The sequence below is a fragment of the Actinomycetota bacterium genome (genome assembly GCA_040757835.1).
Taxonomy (GTDB): Bacteria; Actinomycetota; Geothermincolia; order Geothermincolales; family RBG-13-55-18; genus SURF-21.
The window spans coordinates 1-16085 of sequence record JBFLWJ010000002.1 but is presented as its reverse complement, the minus strand read 5'-3'; the positions used below and the strand labels follow the sequence as shown (position 1 = coordinate 16085).

Annotated in this window: 17 protein-coding genes and 3 tRNA genes; 16 read left to right on the top strand and 4 right to left on the bottom strand. The window is 61.3% G+C overall.

Going from position 1 to position 16085, the window contains the following annotated elements:
- Positions 1 to 129 precede the first annotated feature (129 nt).
- Positions 130 to 975, bottom strand: a complete 846-nt coding sequence (locus AB1384_02320; protein ID MEW6553104.1) for a hypothetical protein — start codon at positions 973 to 975, stop codon at positions 130 to 132.
- A gap of 196 nt (positions 976 to 1171) precedes the next feature.
- On the opposite strand from AB1384_02320, the gene AB1384_02315 reads away from it, so the two are divergent.
- The 4 genes from AB1384_02315 (at position 1172) to AB1384_02300 (ending at position 3585) form a co-directional block, all read left to right on the top strand.
- A complete protein-coding gene (locus tag AB1384_02315) occupies positions 1172 to 1822 on the top strand; it encodes a GNAT family N-acetyltransferase (protein MEW6553103.1) in 651 nt (216 codons plus the stop codon).
- An 83-nt stretch (positions 1823 to 1905) separates the two neighbouring features.
- Complete coding sequence (locus AB1384_02310) at positions 1906 to 2775, top strand: radical SAM protein (protein ID MEW6553102.1); 870 nt, start codon at positions 1906 to 1908, stop codon at positions 2773 to 2775.
- A gap of 123 nt (positions 2776 to 2898) precedes the next feature.
- Positions 2899 to 3270 carry a response regulator gene (locus AB1384_02305; protein MEW6553101.1) on the top strand — a complete coding sequence of 124 codons (372 nt, stop codon included), beginning with the start codon at positions 2899 to 2901 and terminating at the stop codon, positions 3268 to 3270.
- A gap of 135 nt (positions 3271 to 3405) precedes the next feature.
- Complete coding sequence (locus AB1384_02300) at positions 3406 to 3585, top strand: hypothetical protein (protein ID MEW6553100.1); 180 nt, start codon at positions 3406 to 3408, stop codon at positions 3583 to 3585.
- 84 nt (positions 3586 to 3669) lie between these two features.
- Here AB1384_02300 and AB1384_02295 read toward each other — a convergent pair whose 3' ends face one another.
- Positions 3670 to 5139 carry a CoA-binding protein gene (locus tag AB1384_02295; protein MEW6553099.1) on the bottom strand — a complete coding sequence of 490 codons (1470 nt, stop codon included), beginning with the start codon at positions 5137 to 5139 and terminating at the stop codon, positions 3670 to 3672.
- Between the two features lie 197 nt (positions 5140 to 5336).
- Here AB1384_02295 and AB1384_02290 point away from each other — a divergent pair, with 197 nt between their 5' ends.
- The 5 genes from AB1384_02290 (at position 5337) to AB1384_02270 (ending at position 7127) form a co-directional block, all read left to right on the top strand.
- Positions 5337 to 5510 carry a hypothetical protein gene (locus tag AB1384_02290; GenBank protein ID MEW6553098.1) on the top strand — a complete coding sequence of 58 codons (174 nt, stop codon included), beginning with the start codon at positions 5337 to 5339 and terminating at the stop codon, positions 5508 to 5510.
- Between the two features lie 155 nt (positions 5511 to 5665).
- Positions 5666 to 6463, top strand: a complete 798-nt coding sequence (locus AB1384_02285) for an ATPase domain-containing protein (GenBank protein MEW6553097.1) — start codon at positions 5666 to 5668, stop codon at positions 6461 to 6463.
- Between the two features lie 28 nt (positions 6464 to 6491).
- Positions 6492 to 6857, top strand: coding sequence for a hypothetical protein (locus AB1384_02280; protein ID MEW6553096.1), 366 nt, complete (start codon positions 6492 to 6494; stop codon positions 6855 to 6857).
- Positions 6858 to 6914: 57 nt separating this feature from the next.
- A tRNA-Gly gene (locus tag AB1384_02275) sits at positions 6915 to 6990 on the top strand.
- A 63-nt stretch (positions 6991 to 7053) separates the two neighbouring features.
- Positions 7054 to 7127: transfer RNA gene (locus tag AB1384_02270), tRNA-Cys, on the top strand.
- Between the two features lie 44 nt (positions 7128 to 7171).
- On the opposite strand, the gene AB1384_02265 is transcribed toward AB1384_02270, so the two are convergent.
- On the bottom strand, positions 7172 to 8200 hold the full coding sequence (locus AB1384_02265) for a M48 family metalloprotease (protein MEW6553095.1): 1029 nt from the start codon (positions 8198 to 8200) through the stop codon (positions 7172 to 7174).
- Between the two features lie 100 nt (positions 8201 to 8300).
- Here AB1384_02265 and AB1384_02260 point away from each other — a divergent pair.
- The 4 genes from AB1384_02260 (at position 8301) to AB1384_02245 (ending at position 11566) form a co-directional block, all read left to right on the top strand.
- A tRNA-Val gene (locus AB1384_02260) sits at positions 8301 to 8375 on the top strand.
- Positions 8376 to 8555: 180 nt separating this feature from the next.
- The gene (locus tag AB1384_02255; GenBank protein MEW6553094.1) at positions 8556 to 9131 is read left to right on the top strand and encodes a zinc ribbon domain-containing protein; all 576 of its coding nucleotides are present in this window, start codon (positions 8556 to 8558) and stop codon (positions 9129 to 9131) included.
- Positions 9132 to 9140: 9 nt separating this feature from the next.
- Entirely contained in the window at positions 9141 to 11063 is a 1923-nt protein-coding gene (gene thrS, locus AB1384_02250) for a threonine--tRNA ligase (protein ID MEW6553093.1), read from the top strand.
- Positions 11063 to 11566: an HIT domain-containing protein gene (locus AB1384_02245; protein ID MEW6553092.1), complete on the top strand. Its 504-nt coding sequence runs from the start codon at positions 11063 to 11065 to the stop codon at positions 11564 to 11566. The genes thrS and AB1384_02245 overlap by 1 nt, the downstream gene beginning before the upstream one ends.
- Before the next feature lie 150 nt (positions 11567 to 11716).
- Here AB1384_02245 and fusA read toward each other — a convergent pair whose 3' ends face one another.
- A complete protein-coding gene (gene fusA, locus AB1384_02240; GenBank protein ID MEW6553091.1) occupies positions 11717 to 13795 on the bottom strand; it encodes an elongation factor G in 2079 nt (692 codons plus the stop codon).
- 300 nt (positions 13796 to 14095) lie between these two features.
- Here fusA and rimP point away from each other — a divergent pair, with 300 nt between their 5' ends.
- The 3 genes from rimP to AB1384_02225 all read left to right on the top strand — a co-directional run.
- Positions 14096 to 14572: a ribosome maturation factor RimP gene (rimP, locus tag AB1384_02235; protein ID MEW6553090.1), complete on the top strand. Its 477-nt coding sequence runs from the start codon at positions 14096 to 14098 to the stop codon at positions 14570 to 14572.
- 30 nt (positions 14573 to 14602) lie between these two features.
- The gene (gene nusA / locus AB1384_02230; protein MEW6553089.1) at positions 14603 to 15739 is read left to right on the top strand and encodes a transcription termination factor NusA; all 1137 of its coding nucleotides are present in this window, start codon (positions 14603 to 14605) and stop codon (positions 15737 to 15739) included.
- A 97-nt stretch (positions 15740 to 15836) separates the two neighbouring features.
- On the top strand, positions 15837 to 16085 hold a 249-nt coding region (locus AB1384_02225), incomplete at its 3' end, for a translation initiation factor IF-2 N-terminal domain-containing protein (GenBank protein ID MEW6553088.1).

Genomic DNA, 16085 nt, shown 5'->3' with positions numbered 1-16085 from the left:
CCTCCGTCCTGTCCCACTTATACCCGCGCGGTCTCCTGCCGCGATTCGGGCAATCCCACGGCGACGAAGCGCCCGGAGCCGCCGTCATCCTGTTATTATAGCTGCTGTATTGCCGGTAGGTACCGGCAATCAGTAGACCCATCCGGGGAAAGTGGAGATGCTCGGGGGGCTCTCCAGGGGCCTGTACATCTCGATATCCCTCCATGACTCCCCCAGGATACCGTCATGGATGGCCCAGCTCCTGCCGCGTACCGTCTTCTCGGCGCCGGGTTGCCGGAAGGGGGTGCTGCCGTCCAGGCGGGCGAAGAGCTCGCCGCCGGGCTGGAAGCCTCGGTTTATCCGCTCCATCTTCTTCTTGCCGCGCACGTAATTGAAGCCGTGCTTCTCGAAGATGATGGCGTCATGGTAGGCAAGGGGTTCGGCGACGAGCATATCCTGTCCCATATCGGACAGAAAGCCCAGGACGAGGGGCATGAAGTCCCTGAGCAGATGCAGGCCGCTGCGTACCTGTCCCGGCGCCATGCCCGCCCGCATGGCACGCACCTCTTCGGGTATGTTGCGGCGGGCCGTACCGAATTTCGTCCTGCGTCCCGCGTCGTCGATGTCGGTGTTGAAGCGGGGTGAATGGGGGTCGTTTATGATCAGGAAGGTTATCTCGACCTTGAAGAAAGGCGTATCGGCGATCTCCAGGAAGAAGACGCAGTCGTGGTCGGTGGGGCGTTTCCTCACTTCTATGATGGCGAAGCCCGCCTGGCGCGGCGCCACCACCTTGAAGGTCCTCTCGCCCAGGGGGTTGATCCAGCTCGCGCGGTCTATCTTGCAGATATCGAAGACCTTATCGGGTACGAGCAGGGAATAGATCCGCGCTTTCAGGTCAGGGTCGAGCTGGTTAATGGCGTGGATATTATGGTGGGGGTCTGCCCCGGCCAGGGCCTTTAGCGCATCTCCGGCCCCGCGAGCCATGATGCTGCGCATGATACTCCGTTTCCATCTCGCAGGTCCCATGATAAGCGGACGGGTATATTATAGATTAACCTTATTGTATCCTCCACCCAAGCGGACATGGCGGATAGAGCACTGGAGAGCGGGTTTGAACGCCGAGGCTTTACAGCCGGACCACATAGACACACCCAAGGGCCGGATCTGGATCGTGGCCAAGGCGGATCCAGCGATGATCGCGTCTATGCGCCTGGACGAAGGGATGGGAGCCTTCGCCGCACCCAATTACCCCGCGGCGCGAGAGAAGAAGGCGCTGGAGCGGATCGCGCGCGGGGAGGAGAGCAACATAATCATCGCCCACGCTGAGGACGACAGGATAGTGGGGTTCGTTGCCATCGCGCCGCCGAGTCCCGCCGAGAGGTGGGGCAAGCAGGCCGTCCCGGGGATCATCGAGGCCATGGCCATCGAGGTGAGCAAGGGATGGCGCGGGATGGGCATAGCCAACAGGATGATGGATACGGGTTTGCGCGACCACTTCTTCGACGACAAGATCGTCATCTGCACGGGTTATGCGTGGCACTGGGACCTGGACGCCAGCGGACTCGGCAAGGACGCCTACCGGCGCATGCTCCTCGAGTATCTGGAAAAGGCGGGGTTTATGTACTACGAGACCGACGAGCCGAACGTCAACCTCGATTCCGCCAACTTCTTCACCGCCCGTATAGGCCCCGAGGTAAGCGCCGAACTGTACGACCGCTTCGAGCAGATGCTCTTCAAGGACCAGGCCTGGGCTGACTTTCGCGGCCGTCCACGCAGTATTGGCGAGGTGCTGGAGCGGGGCGGATCTGCCCGGAGGGGTGGCGGGGCGGAGGAGCCCCGGTAATCGCTTGCGGCGCCCACCACCTTACGCGCATGCTATACTATTTGGCGGGGTCGCCTTCGGGCACTTCCGGTTGAAGGAGAGGGATGCGATACAGGGGAACGGTCATCCGGCCCCCCAGCGAGGCCGGCAGTCTAATCCTGCAGGCAGCATATGGCTGCTCTCATAACGCCTGCACTTTTTGCCCCACCTATACCGGGACGCGGTTCGAGCCGCGGGATGTAGATGAGGTGCTCGCGGACATCGCCGAGGCCGCGGAGATCGTCCCGGATACGCACCGCGTCTTTCTCGCGGACGGCAACGCACTCTGCCTGCCCTTCGCGGACCTCGTGAAGATACTGCAGGGACTCAACAGGGCCTTTCCCCGCCTGCAGAGGGTGGGTATATACGGCAACGGCAGGGATATCAACGACAAGACCGAGGAGGAGCTGCGCGAACTGGTGGCGCTAGGGCTGGGCATCGTGTACGTAGGCCTGGAAAGTGGCGACGACCGCGTTCTGGAGCGGGTGCGCAAGCGGGACAGGAGCGAGGACATGATAAGGGCAGTGGTCAAGGCCAGGGCTTGCGGCTTGCAGGCTTCGGTCATCGTCCTCCTCGGACTGGGAGGAGAGGAGGGCTCCCGAGACCATGCCCTGAGGAGCGCGCAGGCGGTATCGGCCATGGACCCCGACTATCTCAGCGCCCTGACCCTGATGGTGGTCCCGGGCACACCCCTCCACCGGGAGCAGGAGGCGGGAAAGTTCATCCTGCCCGGCCAGGCGGATCTGCTGCGGGAGCTCAGGCTGTTCCTGGAGGCGAGCGAGCTGTCCGAGTGCGTGTTCAGGACCAACCACGCCTCCAACTATCTGCCCCTGAAGGGCGTGCTCTCCAGGGACAAGAACGCGCTCATTCAGATGATAGACAGTGCCATAGAGCGGCCTGAGCTCTTGAGGCCCGAGTACATGCGGGGCCTGTGAGGATGCGGAGCGGCGACCGGCTCATTACCATATGTTGTAATTTATGGCGGGCATCCTCAAGCAAAAGTGCTAGTAAAACGATATAAATAGTGAGGCCGCTGCTGGCAAAAGGAGCATGCAAAAATGAAGACGATAGCCTACATCGAGGACGATCCGGACATGATCGACCTCGTGTCGATCATCCTTCAGAAGCATGGCTATCGTGTGGCCGGTTTCACCGAGAGCCGCGAGATCATACCCCGCCTGGAGTCGGTGAAGCCCGAACTCATCCTCCTGGACCTGATGATGCCCCACGTCGATGGCATAGAGGTATACAAGGAGATAAAGGACCGCGAGGACATGGGCGACATACCGGTCATAATCATATCCGCCATGAAGAGGGCGGTGGAGGAGATAGAGCGGGAGGGCAAGATGAAGGTCGAGGCCTGTCTGGTGAAGCCCTTTACCATCGGCGAACTCCTCGATACCGTGAACCGCATCATCGGCGGTTCCTGACCGCGCTACGACCTGCGTTCACGTGGGTCCTTTCGGGGTTGACTAATAATGCCCCACGGAACAAAATGAAGACTGGCCTGCTGACGAGGCGGATGATAACGCCTCCCGTCATATCGAAACACGGAGGTGAACCAGATGGCGGATGAGGTTCTGACAACGGGAGAGAAAGCTCCGGCCGGAAAGTACTATTGCGACAAATGCGCGTACGAGTACGAGCATAAGGACGAGAACGAACCCCTCCCGAACTGCCCGGACGAGGGCATTTACACGGTTTGGAACCCGAAGAAGATGAAGCCCCGTTTCGTGGAGAGCTAGGCGAGACGGTCACGCTTGCGGGTCTAACGGCGCCTCCACCGGAGGCGCCGTTCTGCGTCCCGGCGATCCCGCGATGGGGGGGTATCAGATGGCGCCTTTCCTCTCCAGGTAGCGGCGGTACTGCAGCATCTTCGCTATGATCGCGGCGGCCTTCTCGGGGGCGGTGAAGATGACGGTCTCTCCCGCCTCCAGGTCGCGCAGGCTCTCCTCCCCGATGAACTGCATCTCGACGAAGACGATTGGTTTGTTGTAAGTGGCCATCAGCTCCTTGGCCCTTGCGAGCAACCTGATATTGCGCCCCTTGAGCTCGGTGAAGAAACCCTTGAGGGCGTCCTCGCTCATATCCATGATCAGCTTCTGGGAGACCAGTACGTTGAGGCCGATGATGGTGCCGGTCCCCAGGGAGCCCAGGACGATGATGGCGTCCATCTCCGGCGACTTCGCCATGGCCTCCAGGATAGCCACGTGGGTGTCCATGTAGATGGTCCCCACCAGGTCCACCGGGTTGGCATGGCTCCAGAACGGCGGCAACATCTCGTCGCACACCCTGGTCACCTCGGCGTCGAGTCTACCCATTTTCAGCCCGGCCGCGGCCGTGGCGTCGGTGGCCAGGACCCCCCAACCTCCCCCAAGGGTGATCACGCCCACGCGGTCGCCACGCGGCAGGGGCAGGCGCTCGAAGGCCTTCGCCAGGTCCAGCATGTCCTGGGAGGTATCGGCTCGGATGGCCCCGCTCTGGCGGAAGGCGGCATCGTAGATATGGTCAGAGCCGGCCAGGGAGCCGGTGTGAGACATGGCGGCCCTGCCGCCCTCCTCGGTGCGCCCCGACTTGAGCACGATCACCGGTTTTGCGAGGCTGATGCGGGAGACGATCTCGATGAAATCCCTGCCGTTGTCCACGCCCTCGAGATAGGCGAGGATGAGGCTGGTCTCATCGTCCTCTCCGAAATAATCTATATAGTCCTCGGCGTGAAGAAGGGCCTCGTTGCCGCTGCCGACGAACTTGCCGAAACCGATGCCCTGGTTCATGGTCCACCCCAGCATGTTGGCCCCCACGTTGCCGCTCTGGGATACGAAGGAGATGCCTCCGGGGTGCAGCTGCACCGGGGCGCCGACCGCGAAGATCCTGCGCCGCGTACTCACGATGCCCATGGTATTGGGCCCCACGACGGTGAGGCCGTGCCTTATGGCAGTCTCCTTGACCTCCCGCTCAAGACGCGCCCCGTCCTCGCCGACCTCGGAGAAGTTTGATGAGATGACGATGATATGGTCCGTCCCAACCCGGGCACATTCCTCGAGGATGCCGGCCACGGTGGTGGCAGGGGTGGTGATGAAGGCGAGGTCGGGGACGGTGGGAAGCGATGCGAGAGAGGGATAGGCCTGCAGGCCGTGTATCGTCGTCTCCCTGGGGTTTACGGGGTAGATCCGCTCACGCGGATAGCCGCCGGCCATGAGGTTTATAAGCAGAAAGGAACCCCATTTCGCCGGCGTGTTTGAAGCGCCGACCATGGCGATGGAAGCGGGATTAAAGATCCTGTCGAGGTCCTTGGCCATCGTCCCTCCTTTGTCCTGGACCGAGATCGATTATATGCGTAACCGAAAACCGGGCACAAGCAGGCTTATCAAGTACAACGGGCAGCGCGAAAAAAGTCGAGAAAAAGTCTTGACAAGCCCTGTTGACAGGTTATACTAGAGTTAATATTGTTAAAATATTATATAAATGTTTAACAATAGAAACGGGGTGATGATGGATGAAGGAACGGCCGAAGCTGGGTCTTGACGATTTCTTCTGGTGCGACAAACTCCACGTGCTGCGCGAGATCAGGGACGGGGAGACCATGGAGCTCAGGGGGTTCAAAGCTTATTGCGGAAAGATGGGGAAGGATATCGACGACTCCTTCTGCCATCGATGTTTCCTGCATTAAAAAGCCTCATCGCATCTCGTCCTTCAACCGGTCGGGGCGGCGCGCAGCCGCCCCGACACCTTTATGGGACGCGAGGTTGGCCATTTCGCCTAGGTCGGGTGGGCGTGAATGTTGTAGAATAATGACATCCTGTTGTGAGAGTCAGGGGAGTACAGATGGGCGCGGGAGGATCCGAGGCAGGCAAGAGCAACTCTCACCGCGTGCCGACGGGGATCTCTGGACTTGACGACATGCTGGGTGGAGGGCTGCTTTTCAACTCCGTCGCGGTCATCAAGGGGGCCCCAGGCACCGGCAAGAGCTGTGTGGGCATGGAGTATATCTCCAGGGGCATCCTCGAATACGACGAGCCGGGGTTGATCATCACCTTCGAGGAGTTCCCGCGACAGCTATACCGCGATGCCATCTCCATAGGGTTCGACCTGAGGGCATATGAGCGCGAAGACAAACTGCGTACCATTTTCACCACCCCCGCCGTGTTCCTTAGGGAGATCCAGCAGCCGGGAGGGATCTTCGACCGCACCATTGAGGAGATCTCCGCCAAGCGGGTTTTCGTGGACTCCATGACCCAGCTGGAGCGTATAACCCAGGAGCCCGTACAGCTGCGAGAGATAATGTACACGTTCCTCAACGGGTTGCTGCGCTATGACATCACCGCCCTGGTTACCCAGGAGGACGCTTTCATCACCGGCAATATGTCAGTGGCGGAGGCCGGTCTCTCGTATATCGTGGACACCATCATCCAGCTGCGCTACGTGGAGATCAGCTCGAGTATCGAGCGCGCGCTCTTCGTGCTCAAGCACCGCGCCTCGGATCACGACAAGAGCATCAGGCGCATGCTGATCACTCCCGCGGGGATAGAGATCAAAGCGGTTTTCGAGGGAAGAGAGGGTATCCTCAGCGGAAACCCGTACATTACGCGCCGCCTGAAGAAGGCGGAGGAGTTCTTCAAATAAACGGGAGTTAACGAGGTGTGATCCTGCGATGCTAGATTTCGAAAACCTGGACCAGCAAGTAGGCAACTTCGTCGAGGAGTTCGTAGATTCGTTCATCACCTGGGATCTGATCATGTTTTTCCATGAGAACCCCTACACGGTCGGTTCTCCCGCCAGCATAGCCATGAGCATCGGCAGGCTCGGTTCGGACATCGAGCCCTTCCTGGAGAGGCTGGCGGCGAAGGGGATCCTCTCGCACGAGTTCAGGGCGGGAGACGGCGCGGAGACCATCTACGCCTACAAACCCGAACCGGACTTCGAGAAGAGCGTCATCGAATTCAAGCGCGCCCTGAAGGACCGGGCGAGCAGGTTGATCATCGTCAGCAAGGTCCTGCAGAAAGAGGCCAGGAGGTAGACCGGCCGGCCTTGAGCAACCGGGCGGGCGATGCTAGAATCGTGAGGTGTGAAGCAGGCGGAAGTGGCTCAGTTGGTAGAGCATCACCTTGCCAAGGTGAGGGTCGCGGGTTCGAATCCCGTCTTCCGCTCCAGCAATACAGGTAGGCGAGAGGTCGCCTACCTTTTTGCCGCGAAGGCGGCGGATGTATAGATGCGGCGGCGTGGCCAAGTGGTAAGGCAAAGGTCTGCAAAACCTTGATCACCGGTTCAAATCCGGTCGCCGCCTCCAAGTCCGTAAACGGCCCCCCGGCGGGGGGGCCGTTCGTTTGATGGTCACTTGGTGACTCCGGGGAAGGCTTCACGCAGGCGTTCCATGCGCTGCGCCATGGTGGGCTGGGTGCGGAACGGCTTGTAGTAGGAGTAGTTCACCACCGGGCAGAAGAGCAGGGCATCGAAGCAGGCTGGGAGCAGGATGACGTCCATGACGTCCTCCGCCGCCATCCTGATGGCGCCGTAGACCGCGCCGGGATCGCGCGTGATATATACGGCCTGCATGTCCGCGTTGTATTCCCGGTTGCGGTCAAGAAACACCTTGAGCAGGGAGCTGATGACGGGCGGCAGGGCAACCATCGCGACAACGAGGAGAACGGCGATTATGGTCCAGAAAAAGGCGCTCGAGGAGAGAGTGAACTCGTCCCCCCTCGAGATGTTGACGACCATGGACGCGGCGACAGCGAAGCATGTAGCTGTAACAACCAGCTTATGAAGCCATTTCAGCGGATCATAGAACTCGCCGGGCATACCCCCTACCATCTTCTTGAGCGACCTGCGTCCAGCCAGGCGGATCATGATGGTGTAGATGGTGGTATCGCCAGACCGCATGTGCGCGATCTCGTGGGCGATAACGGCCACGCGCCCGTCCAGCGACATCTTGCGCGATACCCCCCGGGTGACGAAGAGCGCGAAGGTGCCATCGGGCAACGCCAGGGTGAAAGCGTTGATATCGTCGTCGGGGATCTCGTAGAGCCGTATGCTGTCCAGCATGTCTGAGGCCAGGGACGCGGCCATGAGGGCGTCCTTGAGGCGCCTGTCCACCTTCCACTCGGGCAGTATCGCCACGCCTTTGAGCAGCCACCTTCCGCCCGCGACATAACGCAGCAGCACGTAGAGCAGACATAGCAGCCAGAACAGGGTCCAGGGCAGCCAGAAATCCAGTCCGATGGAGAGCGCCTCGAGCAACAGGTAGATGGCCAGGCCGGAAAATGCCATGATGATGACGGCGACGAGCACGATGGCCGCCGCCAGGCGCAGGCGGTTGCGGGACATCCTGTCGTATATGTCCTGGGCCTTCTCTCTCTCCATATATGTCTCAATCGGCATGAACATCACGCGCTTTTAGCGGTGTTGACAACAGAAGGCCGGTTGCGAAATGACCGTAAATCGCACAAAATATTAGCGGTACGGGCGCGTAGCTCAGTGGGAGAGCGCTTCCTTGACGCGGAAGAGGTCGTGGGTTCAATCCCCTCCGCGCCCACCATGACCAGAGGTCCGTTGGGCCTTCTACATATGGCCGGGGTACCTACCGTCTCCCGGGAATGGAGCGCGGCGAAACGGGGGCAGGCTGTCCGCCGTGGAGCCGCGCGGCGCTTTAACCGAGCTTATACCGCGCAGGACCGCACGGAGAGGCGGCAGGCGGCACAACCAGCGGAGGTAGGCGATGAAGTGTCCAAAATGCCAGGCTGACAACCCTGACGATGCCGAGTTCTGCTCCCTTTGCTACGCGCGCTTCCAGGAGGCGCTGAGGTCAACGGAGATAGATGAGGCCGCGAGGAACATGCGCGACGCGCACGCGGGCGCGAGGTTGCGCTGCCCCAGTTGCGGCGACCTGAGCCCACTTGACTCGCAGTTCTGCCTCAGGTGCGGATTCGTCTTCGAGGACCTGGAGGCGCTGATGGTCTCCGCCGAGGAGGTAGAGAGGATAGGGCAGGAGGCGGAAGCGCTAAAGGTACAGGAGATGAAGAGCGCCGAGGTCGAGCCCACCGTCATCACTCCGGAATCGGACGGAGCCGAGGTCATGCGCGGGCTCTCCGACATGCTGGGGCGGGGCATGAACCCACGCGTGCATGCCCGTGGGCGCAATGCGGTCACCTACGCCATGAAGATCATCGCCCTTCTCGGCCAGGACGCCCGCGCTTCCGGGAACGACCTGCGCTTCAGGGTTCACCTCATAAGCGAGGGGTCCATCACGCATTTGGAGGACGTGGAGCTGGAGATCATCCTGGAGAGGCTATAGGAGGAACGCTTGAAGATAATCCTGGGTGGATCGCGGCAGATCGACGCGCCGGAGGGGCAGAGCATCCTGGACATGCTGCGCGAACACGACCGCGTAGCTGCTGACGCCGCGGTGGCGGTCCGTCTCAACGGGCGCCTGGTCGATCTCGCGGCGCCCCTGGAGGAAGGGGACGTGGAGGTGGTCCGCTGGGGCGACGAGGAGGCCGCGGACATCTACCGCCATACCGCGTCGCATATCATGGCGCAGGCGGTGACGGAGCTCTATCCCGGCGCCAAGCTGGCTATCGGCCCCGCCATCGCCGACGGCTTCTACTACGATCTCGATCTTGCGGAGAGCCTGACCCCTGAGGAGCTGCCCCGTATCGAGGAGCGCATGGCCGAAATCGTGAAGAGAGACCAGCCGCTGGTCAGGGAGGAGCTCCGCCGTGACGAGGCCATCCAGCTCTTCCGCGACTTGGGGCAGGATTACAAAGTAGAGCTCCTCGAGGACATGGAGGAAGAAGGGGTGACCGTCTACCGCCAGGGCGATTTCGTCGATCTGTGCCGCGGGCCGCACCTGCCGTCCACGGGGAGGGTGCGCTTCTTCAAGCTCCTCTCGCTGGCGGGCGCATATTGGAGGGGAGACGAAAACCGCCCCATGCTGCAGCGCATCTACGGTACCGCCTTTGACATGGAATCCGAACTCGCCTCGTACCTCGAGTTCCTTGAAGAGGCTGAGAGGCGAGACCACCGCCGCCTTGGCAGGGAACTCGACCTCTTCAGCTTCCACGAGGAGGCGGGTCCGGGAGTGGTCTTCTATCATCCCAAGGGCGCGGTCCTCAGGGGCATCATCGAGGACTTCCTCAAGGAGGAGCACCGGCGGCGCGGCTACCAGATGGTCGTCACGCCCCACCTGTTCAAGGGACAGCTCTGGCACGTCTCGGGGCACCTGGACTACTACCGGGAGAACATGTATTTTTTCGAAAAAGACGGCGCGGAATACGTGGTGAAACCCATGAACTGCCCCGGGCACCTGCTCATCTACAAGACACGCCCGCGCAGCTACCGCGACCTGCCCATAAAATATTTCGAGCTGGGTACGGTCTATCGTTACGAACGTTCAGGGGTGCTGCACGGCCTCATGCGGGTGCGCGGGTTCACCCAGGACGACGCCCATATCATCTGCACCGAGGAGCAGTTGGAGGAGCAGGTGGGCGAGTGCCTGGAGTTCGCCTTCTACTCCCTGCGCTCCTTCGGTTTCGAGGACTTCGAGGTCTTCCTGAGCACCCGGCCCGAAAGGGCCGTGGGCGGCGACGACCTCTGGGAGAAGGCCACGGCCATCCTGGGGCGTTCCCTCGAGGACCTGGCCATCCCTTATACCGTGGACCCGGGCGAAGGGGTGTTCTACGGGCCCAAGATCGACATCAAGCTGAAAGACGCCATCGGCCGGTCGTGGCAGGGGCCGACGGTGCAGGCCGATTTCAACCTGCCGCAGCGTTTCGATCTCACCTACACCGGGGCTGACAACCAGCCGCACAGGCCTGTGATGATACACCGCGTGGTGCTGGCGGGCATCGAACGCTTCTTCGGCGTGCTCATCGAGCACTATGCCGGCGAGTTCCCGCTCTGGCTGGCGCCGCTGCAGGCGGTGATCGTCCCCGTCGCAGACAGGCACCTGGATTACGCGCGTCAGGTCGCGGGCGTACTGGGCGGTGGAGGCTTGAGGGTGGAGATCGATGATGACCGCCAGACGGTCAACATGAAGATCCGCCGCGCCCAGATGCAGAAAGTCCCCTTCACGCTGGTGGTGGGCGACCGGGACATCGAGGCCAACGCCGTCTCCGTACGAGACCGGGCCGGCCATGAGGAAAGGGGCGTGCCGCTGGAGAGGTTCCTGGACGCGGCACGGCGCATGGTGGTGGAGAAGGACCGTGACAGCAACTGGGGAAGCTGATGGAGAGGCTGTGGAGGCCATGGAGGATAAACTACGTGCGTGAGATCGAGAGCATTCGCGAGGAGGGCTGTATCTTCTGCACCAAACCGCAGGAGGGCGACGACCGGGGAGCGCTTATCCTGCACCGCGGCAGCTCCGCATTCGCGATCATGAACCTATACCCCTATAACACCGGCCATGTCATGGCCGCGCCCTACCGCCATGTCGGCGACCTGGAGCTGCTGGAGCCCGAGGAGATGCGCGAGCTGATGGAGCTGACCACGCTGATGATCACGGTCATCAAGCGCCAGATGCAGCCCCAGGGGTTCAACCTCGGGGCCAACCTGGGTAAGGCCGCCGGGGCCGGTTATGACGAGCACCTGCATATGCATATCGTCCCCCGCTGGCAAGGCGATACCAACTTCATGCCCGTGGTGGGGGAGGCGAAAGTGATGCCCGAAGGCCTGGCCGGGACTTACGAGCGGCTGCTCAAAGGGCTGGGGGAGATACTCACCGGCGAGTAGCGTGAGAGAACTTCGGCCCTGATGGTTCGGGGTTGCTATGCCCCTGGGTATTTCATGGAACCAAAGTCAATCATTATGTGATGGCGACTGGGGCCAGTATAAATGATGGCCCCAGCTCTACGCGTCGCTGCTCACGCAGGCCGGGGGTGTTCAGTCTTTCTTCTCTTCCCTGGAGGCTTCGATGATCTTCGCCGCTATGTGGGAGGGGACTTCCTCATAATGTGAGAACGTCATGCTGAAGGTGCCGCGCCCCCCCGTGATGGAGCGAAGGTCGATGGAGTAGCGCAGCATCTCGGCCATGGGCACCTGGGCGCGCACCAGTTGCAGACCGCCCTCCGCCTCCATGCCCAGAATGCGGCCCCGTTTGGCGTTGAGGTCGCCTATTACGTCGCCCATATATGCCTCCGGCACCATGATCTCCACGTCCATGATTGGCTCGAGGAGGTACGGCTCCGCATCCGCCATGGCTCCCCTCAGGGCAAGGGCCCCCGCGATCTGGAAGGAGATGTCTGAGGAATCGACGGGGTGGAACTTGCCGTCGTAGACGGTGGCTCTGAAATCGACGATGGGGTAGCCGGCGATGAAGCCCTCCTCCATGGCCTTGCGCACTCCCTTCTCGACGGAGGGTATGAACTGCTTGGGGATCACGCCGCCTACTATCTTGTCCACGAACTCGAACCCGGCGCCCTTCTCCAACGGTTGCAGCTCGAGCCAGGCGATGCCGAACTGGCCGTGCCCACCGGTCTGCTTCTTGTGCTTCCCCTCAGCACGGGCGTTCTTGCGTATGGTCTCCTTGTAGGGGACCCGGGGGAGTTCGGTGTTCACGTTGACGCCGAACTTGCGGGCCATGCGCTCCATCATGATGTCCAGGTGCGCCTCTCCCATGCCGGAGATGATGGTCTGTTTCACCTCCGTATCGCGGCGGACGTTGAAGGTGGGGTCCTCGTCGCTGAGGCGCGAGAGCGCCACCGAGAGCTTGTCCTCGTCGCCCTTGGTCTTGGGCTCCACCGCCAGGGACATGATGGGATCAGGGAAGTCGATGGTGGGCAGCACGATGGGGCGGTCCTTCTCGCAGAGGGTATCGCCGGTGGTGGTCTCGGTGAGCTTGGCGACTCCGCCGATGTCTCCCGCGGGTATCTCGCGCACTACGATCTGGTTCTTTCCGCGCACGATAAAGACCTGCCCCACGCGCTCCTCCTTGTCGCGGTTGGGGTTATAGATGGTGCTGTCCGCGGTGAGCGTGCCCGAGAAGACGCGGAAATAGGTGAGCTTACCCACGTAGGGGTCGGAGATGGTGCTGAAGACCAGAGCGGAGAGGGGAGAATCGTCTCTGGCTGGGAAGGAGACCTCCTCGTCGCCGCCCTTCCTGGTGCCCTTGACCTCCGCGAGGCGCGCCGGCGACGGCAGGGAGTTGACTATGGCGCCCGCGAGGTGCTCCACCGCGATGTTGTGGGTGGCGCTTCCGCACAGCACCGGCACGATGGTCCCCTGCGACACGCCTCCGAGAAGAGCGGCTATGACGTCGTTCTCGTCCAATTCCTCGCCCTCGAGGTACTTCTCCATGAGTTCGTCGCTGGACTCGGCCGCCCCCTCGATGACCTTGTCCCTGGCCTCCTGGACCTGGTCCGCCATATCGCCGGGGATCTCCACCTCTTGGGCCTTACCGTCCTCCGCGTAGGTGTAGGCCCTGTTGGCCACCAGGTCGATGACCCCCTTGAAGTCGTGTTCTTCGCCGATGGGGAGCTGGAAGGGGACCACACGGGACCCGTAGAGTTGCTGCAACTGGTCCAGGCAGCGCTGGAAACTGGCGTTCTCACGGTCCATCTTGTTTACGAAGACGACGCGCGGATAGCCGTATTTGTCCGCCATCTTCCAGATGAGTTCCGTCTGCACTTCCACGCCGGCCACGGCCGAGATCACGAAGACGGCGCCGTCTATCACCCGCAGAACCGAGGTGACCTCCCCGATGAAGTCGGCGAAACCGGGGGTATCAAGGAGGTTTATCTTGTAACCCTTCCACTCCATCACCAGCGGAGTAGCCCTCACCGAGATCCCCCGCTTCTGCTCGTCGGGATCGAAGTCGCTGGCGGTGTTGCCCTCGTCCACCCGGCCCATGCGCTTGATCACGCCGGCGTTGAACAGCATGGCCTCGGCCAGGGAGGTCTTTCCCGAGTCCCCGTGACCGAATAGGGCCACGTTGCGGATCTTCTCCATCTCGAACCTGTCCATGGAATTCCACGTTCCTTTCCTAGTCTCTGGATAACGCTAACTATTATATGCGCGCCACAGGCGGGAGGCCATAGCCTATTGGCCGCCTGGAAACGGGGGAGAAACAGGTGCAGGGCGCCACCATAGCAGGAAACCGGCGCCTTATGCCAGCAAAGGTTTTACCTGTTGAGAGGCCTTATTGGAGCCTGCCTTTCGGTTGCCTGAAAAAAAGGTGATATGCTATACTTCTGATGGAAAAGAGCGTGACAGGGAAGCCGAGTGGGCAAGTGCCCACTTTTTATTTGATGATGAGGTGGTACCATGTACGGCCAACCCTTGAAGGATATCGAGGCCAGGTTGGAGGAGGTCATAGACCCCCTTATGGAGGAGGCGGGGCTACGGCTGGTATCGGTAGATGTCGAGAGGCGGGGGAAGAAACTCGTGGTCACCGTATGCCTCGACCGCGAAGGTGGCATAGACGTTGATACCTGCGCGGAGATGAGCGAGGAGATAAGCCGCCACCTCGACGTAGAGGACATCTTCAGCGAGAGCTACAACCTGGAGGTGGAGTCGCCCGGACTGCAGCGTGTGCTGCGCAAGCCGCGCGAGTACCGCTGCTTCCTGGGCAGGGAGGTCGAAATAGTGCTGCGACAGACGTTCGAGGGAAGGCAGAAGATACGCGGCCGGCTGAAAAAGGCCGACGACGAGGGCATAACCGTGTTCACGGAAGGCGAGGAGATCGTCTTCCCCTACGAAGCCCTGAAGAAGACGCGGTTGTACTTCGATTCTCCCTGGTAGAGTCGGCGGATCGGGACGGAGGGAACGGGAGTGAACGTTGAATGGCTCGAGGCGCTCAGACAGATAGAGCGCGAGAAGGGCATAGACGCGGAGACCATCATACTGGCCCTGGAGGCGGCCCTGCTTTCCGCCTATAAGAAGAACTACGCGACGGAAGAAGAGGCCAGGGTCGAGGTCAACCGGGAGACCGGCTCCATACACGTCTTCGCCGAGGTGGAAAGCGAAACCGGAGAGGTGGCCGAGGAAGAGGTCACCCCGAGCAACTTCGGAAGGATAGCGGCACAGACCGCAAAGCAGGTCATCCTGCAACGCATCCGCGAGGCGGAGCGGGACCTCATGTTCGAGGAGTACCGGGAAAAGGCGGGGGACATAGTAACCGGGATCGTGCAGCAATCGGACGCGCGCTACACCCTGGTGGACCTGGGGAAGGTCGAGGCGCTGTTGCCGGTCTCCGAACAGATGTACGGCGAGAGGCCCCGGCATGGTATGCGGATAAAGGTATACATCGTGGAGGTCCGCAAGACCAGCAAGGGGCCGCAGATACTGGTATCTCGCACCCACCCCGGCCTGCTCAAACGCCTGTTCGAGCTGGAGGTCCCCGAGATAGCCGAGGGATACGTGGAGATTAAGGCGGTGGCCAGGGAACCCGGACACCGCTCCAAGATCGCCGTTCTCTCCCACGACCGAAACATAGACCCCGTGGGGGCCTGCGTGGGCGCCAGGGGTTCCCGGGTACGCATGGTGGTCAACGAGCTGAAGGGCGAAAAAGTGGACATCGTACCCTGGAGGGAGGACCCACGCGAGTTCGTCTCCAACGCGCTCAGCCCCGCCAAGGTCAAAGAAGTGCGGGTATATGAGGATGAAGAGCTCTCTGAGGTGATCGTGCCCGACAGCCAGCTGTCTCTGGCCATCGGAAAGGAAGGGCAGAACGCCCGCCTTGCGGCCAAGCTCACGGGGTGGAGGATAGACATAAAGAGCGAGTCCCAGGCCAGGGACGAGCGCGAGGGATACACCGCACACGTCGAGGAGGACGGGGTCGGCGTGGTCCTGGAGAAGGACCTCGAGGAGGTTGACGAAGGCGGGGCCGGGCGGGAGCCGCAGGGCGAAGAGCCCGCTGGAGGCGGGGACGCACCCATCGAGGATGGACCAGGGGAAGAAGAGGTTTAGCCCTGTTAACCAGAACGGAGTGTGAGGCCGAAAGCCTTTCAGAGACGGCGTGATTGATGTTTAATATGGCCTCAGAGAGGTCGAACGGGGAGTGAGTATGGCGGGAAAGAGAGTCCACCAGCTGGCCAAGGAACTGGGGATCTCCAGCAAGGAGTTGTTGGAGGTTCTGCACGCCATGGGCGAGGACATCCAGAACCCCCTCTCATCGATCAGCGAGGGAGTAGAGAAAGAAGCGGTCAAGCGGCTGGCCAAGCCGAGGGCGGAAAAGCCCAGAAAGAAAGCGGCGGCCAAGGAGAAACCGGACCATAAAGCGGAAACAGCGCCTCCGGAGGCGAAGAAGGCCGCA